10 protein-coding genes are annotated in these 12,891 nt (G+C 68.1%); 7 read left to right on the forward strand and 3 right to left on the reverse strand.

Annotated features, from left to right (window positions below):
• Positions 1 to 2 precede the first annotated feature (2 nt).
• Both ACFYWX_RS39490 and ACFYWX_RS39495 read left to right on the forward strand, forming a co-directional pair.
• Positions 3 to 2,975 (forward strand): GTPase, encoded by a 2,973-nt coding sequence (locus ACFYWX_RS39490; protein WP_389429879.1) that lies wholly within the window; start codon positions 3 to 5, stop codon positions 2,973 to 2,975.
• Positions 2,968 to 4,713, forward strand: coding sequence for a GTPase (locus ACFYWX_RS39495; RefSeq protein WP_389429881.1), 1,746 nt, complete (start codon positions 2,968 to 2,970; stop codon positions 4,711 to 4,713). The genes ACFYWX_RS39490 and ACFYWX_RS39495 overlap by 8 nt, the downstream gene beginning before the upstream one ends.
• A gap of 60 nt (positions 4,714 to 4,773) precedes the next feature.
• Here the strand turns inward: ACFYWX_RS39495 and ACFYWX_RS39500 are convergent, their stop codons facing one another.
• A complete protein-coding gene (locus ACFYWX_RS39500) occupies positions 4,774 to 4,959 on the reverse strand; it encodes a DUF397 domain-containing protein (protein ID WP_389429882.1) in 186 nt (61 codons plus the stop codon).
• Complete coding sequence (locus ACFYWX_RS39505) at positions 4,956 to 5,813, reverse strand: helix-turn-helix domain-containing protein (RefSeq protein WP_389429883.1); 858 nt, start codon at positions 5,811 to 5,813, stop codon at positions 4,956 to 4,958. The genes ACFYWX_RS39500 and ACFYWX_RS39505 overlap by 4 nt, the downstream gene beginning before the upstream one ends.
• A gap of 158 nt (positions 5,814 to 5,971) precedes the next feature.
• Here ACFYWX_RS39505 and ACFYWX_RS39510 point away from each other — a divergent pair, with 158 nt between their 5' ends.
• From ACFYWX_RS39510 to ACFYWX_RS39520, 3 genes are all read left to right on the forward strand, one after another.
• Positions 5,972 to 6,430, forward strand: coding sequence for an ATP-binding protein (locus ACFYWX_RS39510; RefSeq protein ID WP_389429885.1), 459 nt, complete (start codon positions 5,972 to 5,974; stop codon positions 6,428 to 6,430).
• Between the two features lie 78 nt (positions 6,431 to 6,508).
• On the forward strand, positions 6,509 to 7,714 hold the full coding sequence (locus tag ACFYWX_RS39515; RefSeq protein WP_389429887.1) for an ATP-binding protein: 1,206 nt from the start codon (positions 6,509 to 6,511) through the stop codon (positions 7,712 to 7,714).
• Positions 7,711 to 8,775 (forward strand): ParA family protein, encoded by a 1,065-nt coding sequence (locus tag ACFYWX_RS39520; protein WP_389429888.1) that lies wholly within the window; start codon positions 7,711 to 7,713, stop codon positions 8,773 to 8,775. Before ACFYWX_RS39515 ends, ACFYWX_RS39520 begins: the two co-directional genes overlap by 4 nt.
• A gap of 82 nt (positions 8,776 to 8,857) precedes the next feature.
• Here ACFYWX_RS39520 and ACFYWX_RS39525 read toward each other — a convergent pair whose 3' ends face one another.
• On the reverse strand, positions 8,858 to 9,274 hold the full coding sequence (locus ACFYWX_RS39525) for an EVE domain-containing protein (protein ID WP_389429890.1): 417 nt from the start codon (positions 9,272 to 9,274) through the stop codon (positions 8,858 to 8,860).
• Between the two features lie 127 nt (positions 9,275 to 9,401).
• Here ACFYWX_RS39525 and ACFYWX_RS39530 point away from each other — a divergent pair, with 127 nt between their 5' ends.
• Positions 9,402 to 11,504, forward strand: coding sequence for an AAA family ATPase (locus ACFYWX_RS39530; RefSeq protein WP_389429891.1), 2,103 nt, complete (start codon positions 9,402 to 9,404; stop codon positions 11,502 to 11,504).
• The gene (locus tag ACFYWX_RS39535; protein WP_389429892.1) at positions 11,497 to 12,735 is read left to right on the forward strand and encodes an McrC family protein; all 1,239 of its coding nucleotides are present in this window, start codon (positions 11,497 to 11,499) and stop codon (positions 12,733 to 12,735) included. Before ACFYWX_RS39530 ends, ACFYWX_RS39535 begins: the two co-directional genes overlap by 8 nt.
• Positions 12,736 to 12,891 lie beyond the last annotated feature (156 nt).

Below are 12,891 nucleotides of genomic sequence, written 5' to 3' on the forward strand. Positions count from 1 at the left end.
TGGTGAATGACACGGAAGTGAATGACACGGCGAGTCTCAGAGCCGAGGTGTTGGCCCTCCTGCTGGAACCGTTGGGTGTCGACGCCATGGCCGGGTCGGCCTCACTCGAGAGGCTCGCCAAGGATGTGAAGGCGGTTGCCCAAGCGTGTGGGTGTGCCGGTCTGCCACCGTCCGGGAGCACTCTTCGGTGGGTGTCCGAAGCCGCGGAGGCGTGCATCGAGGAACAGGAACTGGGCCGCCTGGCAACGGCTCGAGGCCGGACTCTTACGCCGGACGGGGCCAGAGCCCTCCGAGAGTTGATGCGGCTCGAAGGAGTACGGTCTCATCTTCAGGCACTTGAGGGTGTGCCGGTGGAAGCGCTTCGAGTGGACCTCGCGGCTGTGTCGATCGCGGAACGGCTACTGCCTGGAGTCCTTGAGCCGTGTCATCGTGCGGATCATGAATGGCCCAAGGAGATCTGGCGTTCGATCCGTGAGATTGACCTCGAACGCGCGCTGACTGACCTGAGCCGTCGCCGAAGAACCCGGCAGGCGGCAGACGCGCGTGAGCTCGTGCTCAAGCACAGTGTCTCGGCGGCTCGGGATCTGCAGAACCGGGATCTGGTGACGCGGCTTGAGAAAGTGCGGGACTTCGTCGCCGCGGAGCAGTCGTACGAGGCGGTCCTGTCCGTGCGACCGGAGTGGTGGCGCTGGCTCGGGCCGGACGCGCGGTCCAGGTTCAGATCGGATCGGCGTGATGCCCTGCTCTGGGCGATCGAGGCTCGCGACACCGGCGCCGCTTCCGGGAGCACTCTGGAAATGCTCGCGGACGACAGCGCGCGGGCAGTGATCGAGCACGGGCTCGCGACGGCGACCGTGAGCACGGCCGCGTCCCTGGCCCCGCCTGCTACGACTTCGGCCGCACGGCTCGTGGCGGGGCTGCCGGCGGTCGCCTCTCGGACCGACATCAGCGAGCTGCGAGCTCTGAAGTCCTGGTACACGAAAAACGTCGCACTGCTCGACCGCGTGGCAGCGGCCATGGACGTGCGGCGAACCGAACCGGATCTCCGCGAGGCCCTTGAGTCCCTGGTCGGCGAGCTCGCGCTTCCGTCCGGTGCGGTGGACATGAGTCGCTCGGCCTACCGCGATATCCAGTCCACCCTCCGGGCCGAGGTCGAGGCACGTCTTCAGCGAACGTCGTACTCCGCGCACGCAATCGAGAGCGAGGATCTCGTCGGGGCCATCAGCCACATCGGGGCGCTCGAACGCGAACTGCGCGATGCCGTGCAGGCCATGCCCGCGGTGAGAGGCAGACTGCTCGTGGCCGTTGCCGGAAGAACCAAGTCCGGGAAGACCACGCTTCGCAAAGCCCTGACCCGCGATGCGGACCGAACCGGGATCGGGCGAGGGGCGCACCGCACCACGCGAAAGACCTCCGCGTTCGAGATCGGCTCCGTGACCTACCTCGACACGCCCGGCGTCGCCGCGAAGGACGACGACCTCGACGCCCAACGAGCGCGGGCCGCGTGCGACATCGCCGACGCGGTGATATGGAACTACGCCGACACGCTTCGCGACGAGGAGTCCGCCGAACTCCAGCGTCTCCTCCTCTCGGGGAAGCCTCTGCTCGCTGTCGTCAACGTGAAGGAACGAGTCGACACACCCGACCGTCTTCAACTCTTCGCCCAGCGCCCGGAGAGGGCGTTCGCGTCGACGTCGGGTCACGCCGTCCGGATCGAGCAGGTCTCCAGAGCGGTCGGAGTCGCACCGCCCGTCGTCCTCGCGGTCCACGCCGCTGCCGCGCACGAAGCGTTGTCCACGGGCGATCGCGAGCTGGGAGACAGGGCCCTTCGGGCGAGCAGGTTGCCCGAGCTGGAGCAGTCCCTCGCCCAACTCCTGGCCGAGCGCGCGATTCCGCTTCGTGCCGTTCGGCTGGCCGAAGGTGTGCGGGCGCCGCTCGCCGCGTTTCACGACCGGGCGGTCGAGGTACTCCCTCAGATCGGTCTCGCGCTCGGCGAACTCGAACGCTCAGCGACGAGTGAACGGGTCGCGTTGCTCGAAGCTTTCCGGATCGCGGGCCAAAACAAGCGCGACCGACTCGAAGCCGAGCGCCACCGTGCCCAAGAGCGGTTGCCGGATGTGGTTCGGGACCTGGGCGGCGTGGATCACGCGCAGCGGTGGAGCGACTTCATCACCGGTCTGGAGTTGGAGGGACTTTTCTCCAGTCTCGAGAGCGAGTTCGAGCAGGAGACGCGGAAACGGGGGAGGGTTCTGCGCGCGCTGGCGAGCGCCCCGGAGCGTCAGGACGACGCGCGCCCGCGTGTCCGGGCGCGTCCTGACGTGAAGGTCGTGAGCCTGGGTACGGCGGCTGCGGCTGCCAAGGGAGCGGCGACAGCCCTCCTGGGCTCCTTTGCCGCCAAGGGGATCCCCAAGAAGCTCGCGGTCCCCCCTCCCGCGGCGACGGCGGTATACGTGGCGGAGACCCTGGCCGGAGCGGCGAAAGCGGTGAGCAGTGAGGTTGACCGCGCACGGCAGGCGAAGGACAAGTGGACCAGCGCAACCACGTCCGCGGCCGAGGCCAGCCTCGATGAGCTGTTCGACTGGGTCGAAGCGCGGTTGACTCGAATCGTCGATGACGCGACGGCTCAAGTCGATGCCCAGTCCGAAGCGCAGTCCGCGGACATCAGCAGCACGCGGGAGCGGTTCGAGCAACTCCGTCGGCTGCGGTCGGCCGTGCGGTCCGCCCTCGATGCGATCGACCTCGTTCTGGTGCGCCGACTCCAGGCCCTGGCGGGCGGGGACCCGGCGGTGATCCGTCTGGCACGCCGAACGCCAGGAGCCGAACTTCGCGTCTGGACCGACGCGTCCCGAGTCGTGGAAGTGCGGGCGTGTCTACAGGACCAATTCGTGGATGTCCTCACCGAGCGGATGGAGATTTGCCCGGATTCCGGGAGCCTCGGCACCCGCGGAGCAAGCGAAGGGAACGCAGATGACTGACGGCAATCCGGTTGACGCGTCGGAGAGCGACGGGGGTCTGAACGCCCTCGTACCCGCGCTGATCGCACGGGCTGAGAGTGCCCTGAAGGCGCACCCTCGCACTCGGGGCCTGATAGCGAGCCTGCCCCATTCGGACACGAGCCCGCTACGGATCGGGCTCCTGGGTCCTTACAGCGCCGGGAAGTCGATGCTCATCGCGGCACTGCGCCGGCTCCCGTCGGCCGATGTCGAGGAACTCGTCGACGCGGCACCCAAGACGCACGAGGCGACGCCGCACCCGTGGAACGGCGTGACGCTGGTCGACCTGCCCGGGACGCTGTCGGGCAATTACGAGCATTCCGATGCGTCGCGGCGTGGTGTGCGTAGTGCGGACGCACTGATGATCGTGACAACGAGCGAACTACCGGGCGAGGCCGAGACCAGGGCGATTCTGCAGGCGCTCGATGCCGACGGGTTCGCTGACCGAAGTGTGATTGTCGTCAACAAGATGAACGCCGAGAACAGTGATCGCGACGTCATCCTCGACGAGATTCGCAAGCGACTCGGTCCCTTCGCCGACCGTGTCCCGATCGTCCCGACCGACGCCCGCGACTACGTCGACGCGATCAATGACCCCGAACTTTCAGCCGCTCATCGTGAGTTGCTCGTCACGGAGAGCGGTGTCGACGCTCTTACAGCCGAGTTGCGGAGAATCATCGCACCTGGTGTCGGCGGTGTCCGGCCCAAGGCGCAGGCATTCGAACTCCTCCGGGTTCTGGCGGACGCCGAACGGAAGTGGGTACTGGACGGCGAGGAACTCAATGTCGCGGAGACCGCGAAGAAGGTCGAGGAGACAATCTCCCGGGCGAAGGAGAGTGTGCTGAACACCCTGGAGAGGGAGAGCGATGTCGTCGCCTCCAAGATCAGAACGGCGGGAGGCAGGGCCGCTGCCGGCATCTCGGAGAAGGATGGCGTCGTCCCCGTCGACGTCGCTCGTGTCGTCAGCGAGGAACTGGTGCGCGCGAGCACCGACTTCGACGCCACGTTCTCCTCATCGATGAGGACAGCGTTCGACGCTCTGGTCGCCGAGTACGGAACCGGTGTGCCTGAGCCTGAAGCCTGGGTGAACGACCTCGACTCACCCGAGGCGACGATCGACGCGTCCCCGGATGACGCATCACCGGTTGAACGTGCGGTCAGGGAAGCGGCGGAGAAAGCCGCGAAGGCCGGCGCCAGAAAGATGCACGAGTGGATCGGGAAGGTCGCAGCCGGCGGTAGCGAGTCGGGAAACGCGGCCTCCGACATCGCGACCTGGCTCAACAAGAGGCGAGTGGGCCAGAAGGTGCTCGACGCCGGCGGGAAGATCACCAATGGCGTGGGCAAGTTCAAGCCGTGGGGCAAGGGCAAGGCGGCCAAAAAGGTCGCCAGTACGGCCGGCAAGGTGCAGTGGGTGCTGGCGGCCATGGGGCCGTTGATGGACTTGAAGAGTGTCGCGCAGGACCAGGGCAAGTGGATGACGATCAACAAGCACCGGAAGGTGATCAGGGATCACTTCGACGAAGAAGCACGCAGACAGCGGACCAGTCTCACTGACGCCGGAGAGCAGCACCTGAGCGAGTGGATCGCCGAGGTGGAACAGTCGCTCAGCGGTCTCACGAAGCAGGGTGCGGAGATCAGCGCTGAGCGTGAAACAGCGTTGGAGAGAATCAAGAGCCTCCGCGACGAGGCCGAGAAGCTTGTCAGGCCTGCCGCCGACTGACCCGGCGGGCCGGTGCCCCGGCGGTGAACGCCACCACGCGACCGCCGGGACGAACGCGGCTCAGGCCTCCGCCACGAACCCCACGAAACGCGACCACTCCTCACGCCCGACCGCGAGGTGCGGGCGCGTCACGTTCTTGGAGTCCCGTACGCAGATGGCCTGTTCGGTCACGGCCACCTCCACGCAGTCGTCCCCCTGGCTGCCGCTGTAGCTGGACTTGAACCAGGCGAGTTCCGTCGTGCTCATAGCTCTCCTCGCAGTCGCTCCAACAGACCCCTCGAGTCTTTGGGGTTGAGGGCCTGCGAGCGCAGTGTGTCATAGCGCTGCTGAAGGAGGCTTACCTCTTTCACGTCGGCAATCAGCCGCCCGTTCTGCTGCCCTTCGGAGTACGCGAACCGCCGCCCCTCTGAGGTTTCCAGAAGCCGCACAGGACCATCCAGACACGCGTGCAACCCCGCTTCCATCGGAACAATTTGAAGCGTCACGTTGCGCGGTGCGCTGTGTTCCAGCACATGGTCGAGCATCGCCCGCATCTGCTCCACGTTCCCGAACCTCCGCCGGAACACGTGCTCCTCGACGATGAAGCTAAACGGCACGGTCGGCCGCTCGTACAGCATCCGCTGCCTCTTCATCCGGACGGCGAGCAGGGCCTCGAGCTCCTCGTCCGTGATCACCGGAATGGTCCCCTCGAACACCGCCCGCGCATACCCCTCCGACTGCAACAACCCCGGCACCAGCCGACACTCATACGTACACAGACTGACCGCCACCTTCTCCAGCCGAGCCCACCGCCGGAACCAAGCCGCCAGTCCCGCCTCACCCCGCGTGAGATGCCCGGCCGCCTTCCGCAACGCCCCCGTGTTCCCCAGCACCGCCTCCGCCCGCTCCACGAACGACTCGTCCGGCATCCGCCGCCCCAACTCCACCGACTCAACCGTGTGTTTGGAGAACTGGACCAGCCTCCCGAACTCGACCCGACTGAACCCGGCGTGCTCGCGCAGAGCCTGGACGACGGCTCCGAAGGTCCGCAGACTGTCGGAGGGGTCGGGCTCCCGCTCCCAGTCGACGTCGCCCGTCACTTCGGCGTGGTCGGTCGTCATACGCGGCTACCTCCAGGTGCGTTCGTGCGATGCCCCACGATCGGCTCACCCAGAGTGACGCAAAGATCTCGTACCGTCCACCGAACGTGCCCGTACGCTGACGCAGCGTACGGGCCATCCTGCTGGCGCACACCCCGCACGGCCGCCACCGTGGCCCCATGAACGCCACCACGCCCCAACTGACCTCCGTCGTACGTACGTTCGCACAGCACCTGTCCTCCACACGCCGCGGTGCCCGCCTCGCTCGGCTGCTCGCCGTCGAAGAACTCCGCACCTGGCCCGTGTCACCGACTGTCACCGAACGCGCGGAGCAGATCGTCGCCGAGCTCGCCGCCAACGCCGCGCTGCACGGTCGCGTACAGGGCAGGGACTTCAGGATCACCGTCACGTTCGACGAGGCGACGGGCGTCCTACGCGTCGAGGTCACCGACACCAGGGGCGAGGCGCTGCCCGTACTCCGTCCGGAACCGCGGCCGGACGGCGAGTCCGGCCGCGGACTGCTCCCGGTCGCCGCGCTCGCCGACCGCTGGAGCACCGAGCCGTACCTGCCCTCGGACAAATCCGCATGGGCGGAGATCAGTGAGCCCGGGTCAGACGTCGGCCCGGCGGCCGAGTGAGCTGGGCGAGACGCACAGGCGCCGGCGCCGATCCGCCACAGGGCTTGGAACACGGCTGGGCACACCCCGCACGGCACAATGGGCACCGTGAGCGACAACAGTACGGATCTTGCCGACCTCCTGGGCACGCAGGAGTCCGCGTCCCTTGAGTTCAAGCGCACCGCGAAACGCGAGGGGAGACGAGGAGACGCCATCGGTAACGCGGTGTGCGCCATGGCCAACGATTTGTGCGGTCACGGTGGTGGCGATGTCCTCATCGGTGTGGACGACAAGGGCCACCCCGTCGACGACGTCGACCTGAGTGACCGAGCGCTCCTTCAGCTCACCGAGCTGCGGGACGACGGCCGCATCCTCGACCGCCCGTCGCTCACCGTCGGTCGGGCCGTCTTCCGGGGCAAGCCGGTCATCCGGCTCCATGTCGAGGCCTGCGCGACTCCACCCGTCCGGTTCGAGGGCGTCATCTGGGTCCGTCCCGGCCCCACCACGCGCAAGGCGAGCCGCGAGGACGAACGCGTGCTGGCGGAGCGGCGTCGCGCCAAGGACATCCCGTTCGACACCCGGCCGCTGTCTCTCGCCCACCTCGACGATCTGGACCTCGACCTGTTCCGGCAGTCGTACCTGCCTTCCATGGTCGCACCTGAGGTCATCGAGGAGAACGGCCGTCCCGTGGACCTCCAGCTGTCGTCCCTGCACCTCATGACGCCGGACGGTGTGCCGACCGTGCTCGGCCTGCTGACGGTCGGACTCGACCCGGGGAGCCACGTTCCCGGGGCGTACCTCCAGTTCGTCCGCTATCAGGGCACGGACCTCGACGCCCCCGTCGCGGACGAGCAGGAACTGCGGCAGAACCTGGTCGGGCTGTCGGCCCGGCTCGAACCCCTCCTGCGGAGCAATCTGCGTACCAGGCTCGTGGAGGACGGCTTCCGTGAGACGCCCCGCCCGGACTATCCGCTGGAAGCACTTCGCGAACTCTGCATGAATGCCCTCATGCACCGGAACTACGAGACCTCGTACGCGCCGACCCGCGTCGTGTGGTTCGACGACCGCATCGAGGTCACCAATCCCGGTGGGCCTTTCGGGCAGGTCCGGGACGACAATTTCGACCGGGTCACCGACTACCGCAATCCTTCCCTGGCCGCCGCGATGAAGGGCCTCGGCTATGTGAACCGGTTCGGCCGGGGTATCGGCCGGGTGAAGAAGGCGCTGGAGACCAACGGAAACCCGCCCGCCGAGTTCCAGGTCGACGACTCGTCCTGGGCCGTCGTCATCCGGAGAGCCGCATGACCTCGATCGCGCTGTTCAACAACAAGGGTGGTGTGGGCAAGACGACCCTCACCTACCACCTCGCCCACATGATCAGGCGACTCGGCCTGAGTGTGCTGGCGGTAGACCTCGATCCCCAGGCCAACCTCACGTCGATGTGCCTGGAGGAGACCGAGATCGAAGAGCTGTGGGAGAACTCCTCCGAGCTCATCGACCAGGGTGCGGCCATGGCGGGTCTGCCGGGCACGGGGAGGGTGCGTAGCGGCCAGACCATCGCCGACGCCGTCCGCCCCATCCTGGAGGGCACCGGCGACATCGCGGTCGTCGAGCCGGCCCGGCTGCAGCCGGGCCTCTGGCTGCTGCCGGGCAGTCTCGACCTGAGCCGCTTCGAGGACAAACTGTCCAACGAGTGGTCACGCGCCTATGCCGGCGATGTCGCGGCCATTCGCACGTCCACGTCGTTCCACCGCATCATCGAGCAGGCGGCGCGAGCCGTGGACGCCGATATCGTCCTGATCGACGTCGGCCCCAACCTGGGTGCCATCAACCGGGCGGCACTGATCTCGGCCGACACCGTGCTGATGCCACTGGCCGCGGACCTGTTCTCCCTGAAGGGCCTGAGCAACCTGGGTCCGACCCTGCGCCAGTGGCGCACCGACTGGCAGTCCCTCGTCCTGCCCAGGGTGCCCGAGGCCATCTCCGCTCCCCGCGCGAGCATGCAGCCGCTGGGGTACGTCATCATGCAGCCGGAAATGCGACTCGACAGGCCGGTCAAGGCGTACAAGCGGTGGCTGGAACGCATTCCCTGGGTCTATTCCTCGGCGGTCCTCGGCGAGTCCCCGCCCTCGCGCGGGGACGACAGCCACCGCATCGCCACCATGAGGAACTACCGAAGCCTGATGCCCCTGGCGCACGACGCGCGCAAGCCCATGTTCGATCTGAGGCCGGCCGACGGTGCGCTGGGCAGCACCCAGCAGTACGTGAAGACCTGCTTCAAGGAATTCAAAGCGTTGTCCGAAGGAGTTCTCGCCAGGGTCGAAGACCTCCCCCGAGGCACGGGCGACGCGTCGACGGCTGGTTGACAGTGACTCCTTCGGCGGCTACGTCCAAGCGTGTTCGTCCGATGTCCCCCTTATCCTCAACCGATCAGCCCCGGCGGTCGTCTCACAGGCCGGCTCGCGCCAGCAGCACCTTCAACGCCGTCGGCTTGACCTTCTGCACCGACCGCACCTGGCCGAGTTCCAGCTCGGCCCGGCCCACCGGATTGCCGTACAGCGAGTCCGTGGGCCCGGGCAGCAGGGTCACGTCGACCCGGTAGGAGAAGTCGGGGTCGTCTGGGTCCTCCTGCGGCTCGTTGTCGACCTCGGCCACCGCGGCGACCGCCGACTCCGGTTGGCTGAAGAAGAACCACAGGCGGTCGCCCGGGTTCATGCGGTTGCGTCGGCTGAGCCAGAGGTCGAGCTCAGGGTCCTCGTGGGAGAGGCGGCGGACGGTCTCCTTGTCGGACCGTTCCCCGTCAAGGGTGTCCTTGTTCGGATTGAGGATGTAGATCCAGTCCTGCACGATCTCTCCCGTCGCCACGGCGCTCGCTGCCCAGGAACGACCTCGCCCTTCTGAGCATCGTGCCAGCCACCTGACTCACACGCAGGAAGTTGCCCAACCTCACCGCGAGGGGAACGCCCCCTCGCCCTCAGGCATCATGGCCTCCATGACGAACGCGGTGGATCTGCGCACGGCGGCGGCCGAGTTCGACCGGGCCGCCGTGGCGGACGTCGAGTCGGCTGCCGAGGGCGAGCGCAAGCAGGTGCTGGCCCAGTTTCCGTTGGAGGAGTGGGCGGAGCTGCCGCTGGAGCGCTACGCGCTCGGGCAGCCCGCGCCACCCGAGTCGGGGCCGACGTACTGCCGGCTGCTGGAGTTCCTCACCCCGAGTCTGGGCAGTATCAGGGGCGGCAGCGCCGCGAAGCACATCATGTACCACCACGTCTCCGGCGAATGGCGGCTGGCCGCTCCCCTGCGCGGCATGGACCCGCAGGACGCCTGGGCGGAACTGCGCGGACAATTCGTCCGGGCCTTCGACGCCGTCGGGGCTGGAGACTTCGAGGCCTTGGACGACCTCGAAGTGCTGCGGTACGGGCCGACGTTGGTGACGAAGTCCCTGGCGACCTACTTCCCACAGCACTTCCTGCCGATCTATGCGGCCGAGCATCTGCGGACGTTCGTCACGCTGCTCGGCGGCGAGGCACAGGCCGGCGTCCCCGCCTCGCGCACGAACCGTCAACTGCGAGAACTCGTGCGGACCCGTGAGGAGTTCGAGGGCTGGTCGGGACAGGAGGTGATGCGCTTCCTGTACAAGCACTTCAATCCCCGGCAACGCACCATCTGGAAGATCGCCCCCGGCGAGCGCGGCCGTCTGTGGGAGGAATGCCGGGACGGCGGGTTCATCTGCGTCGGGTGGGACGAGCTCGGCGATCTCGGCCAGTACCAGAGCGACACGGAACTGAAGCAAGCCCTGGACGCGCATTGGCCGCGCAGCAGTGGTGGCAGCCTGACCCTCGCGCGCCGGTTGCTCGCCTTCCGGGACCTGGAGGCAGGAGACCGGGTCGTCGCCAACCGCGGTACGGACGAGATCCTGGCCACCGGCAGGGTCGAAGGGAGCTACCGCTACGACCCGGACCGGCCGGAGTTCCACCACGTCATCCCGGTCGCCTGGGACCTCTCCCACGCGCAGAAACTGTCGAAGCCCCAGCACGGGTGGCGGTCCACCTTCGCCAAGGTCGATCCGTCCCTCTTCGCCAGGTTCACTGCACACAGCACCGACTCCGGCTCCGTCCCGGGTACGGACCAGACACAGCCGGGCACCCCCGTCGCGCTGCCCGAGGACGTGCAGGTCGTACTGGACGCGCTGGAGCGCAAGGGTCAGGTGATCCTGCACGGGCCGCCCGGTACGGGCAAGACCCGGCTCGCGCTCGGCGCCGCACTCGCCCTGGACGGCCGCGCGGACGTGCTCGGTGCCGACGTCCGCCAACGTGCCGAGGCGCAGGCTGAGATGCTGCACGGCGACCGTGTCCGCATGGTCACCTTCCATCCCTCCTACGGCTACGAGGACTTCATCGAGGGCTTCAAGCCGGACCTGAGCGCCACCGGTCCGGGGCTCACCCTCGCCCTCACGGACGGCCTGTTCCACAGCCTGTGCCGCCGGGCCGCCGCCCATCCCGACCAGACGTTCCTGCTGGTCGTAGACGAGATCAACCGCGGTGACCTGCCGCGGATCTTCGGCGAGTTGATCACGCTCCTCGAACTCGACAAGCGGAACCTGCCGGTCGCCCTGCCCGTCAGCAAGCGACGCTTCTCCGTACCGCCGAACGTCCGGGTCATCGGCACGATGAACACCGCCGACCGGAGCATCAGCCACCTGGACGCCGCGGTCCGCCGCCGCTTCGCCTTCCTGCCCGTGGGCCCGGACCCGGACGCGGTTTCCGGGACCGTCGGACCTCTGGACCTGGCCGCGTTCTTCGAGTCCCTCAACACCCGCATCGCCCGCCATCTCGACGCCGACCACCAGATCGGGCACGCCTACCTGCTGCGGGACGGTGAGCCGATCGCCACCGAGGAGGATCTGGCCGCGGCCTTCCACCACGAGGTGATCCCGCTCCTGGAGGACTACTGCCTCGGCCGGGCGGAACTGCTGCACCGCATCCTTGGCGACCTGGTCGACGCCGACACGGGTCGTCCGCGCCTCATGTCCCCTCAGGACCTGGCGGACGCCCTGGCGACCGAGTTCACCAGCGGCGTTCCCGTCCCGGATGCCTGACCGCACCCCGGTCCAGCTGGGCGAATACGAGTCCGCCCCGCTGGAACCCGATCAGCTCACTCCCCGGGACCTCGACCGCCTGCACGCACTCCAGGCCCGGGGTTGCCTCACCCTGACCCGGGAGCGCCCCGAGTGGCGGCTGAAGGCCGACGCGACCGTCGGAGTCCTGGTCCTGGACCGTGTCCGCGTGGTCATCGCACCCAAGTTCGCCATTCCGGGAGAGCAGCTCATGAGCTGGCTCGCCTACGCCCTCGGCACGCCTGTCCCGGCGACGGCCAGACGGTGGGCCACCGGCCCTGACGGTTACACCGACCTGGTCGCCGCCGCCCTGCTCGAACAGTGCGAGCGGCTGCTGCGGGAGGGACTGCGCCGGGACTACGTACGCCGCCGGAGTGTCGAACCGGTGCTCCGGGGACGCCTGGACGTCGCCGCCCAGGCCACCCGCCGCTACGGGCAACTGGACCAGCTGCACGTCCGCACCTTCGACCGGGAGGCGGACATCTGGGACAACCGCGTTCTGGGGAGCGCGCTGAAGGCAGCGCTCGGCCTGACCGCCAGTCCCTACCTTGCGCGCGCCCTGCACGGCGCCGCCGCCGCCTTTCCGCAGGCCCCGACCACGGCCGCGGCGCTCCGCGCTCTGGACCGTATCCACTACACACGCCTCAACGCCCGCTACCAGCCCGCCCACACCTGGGCCCGCCTGCTGCTGCGCGGTGGAGGCGTGACCGACCTGCTCACCGACCAGGGCGCCACGGCGGACGGTCTCCTGCTCGCAATGCCCGCGCTCTGGGAAGCCGTCGTCCGCCGTCTCGGCGCCGAGGCAGCCGGACTGCATGGCGGCCACGCCGTGCCCGGCGGAAGCGGCGTCGGCATCACAGTCCGCGGAGACCTGGGCAACGCCTCGACGTTCCGGCCCGATCTCCTGCTCAGCCTTCCAGGACACGACCCGGCACATCGCACACTGCTGCCCGTGGACGCCAAGTACAAGCGCTACGACCGCCACGGCGTGAACGCAGCCGACGTCCACCAGCTCCTCACCTACAGCAGCGGCTACGCGTCCGCCGCCGCCCCGATGGCCGTCATCGTCCATCCCCAGCCGGGCAGTCACGCCCAGCGAACCCTCCAGGTGCGCGGCCCCAAAGGCCTGTTGGGCACCATCCACGTCCTCGGTGTCGACACCCGCACCACGCCCGAGCAGGCAACGCCCTGGATCGGCTCAGTACTGCGCTGACCCTCAGATGCTGCGGGACGGCCGGATCAGCGGATCGGTCGCCCGAGCGCGTCTCCGTTCCTACCAGGACACCCGAACACATGTACACGCGGGCAAGTATCGAGAATTCAGTGAAGTGCGTTGACGTCGCTAACAGACTTCCATCATGCTCAGAGT

The organism is Streptomyces sp. NPDC002888 (assembly GCF_042888465.1).
In the GTDB taxonomy this organism is placed as follows: Bacteria; Actinomycetota; Actinomycetes; order Streptomycetales; family Streptomycetaceae; genus Streptomyces.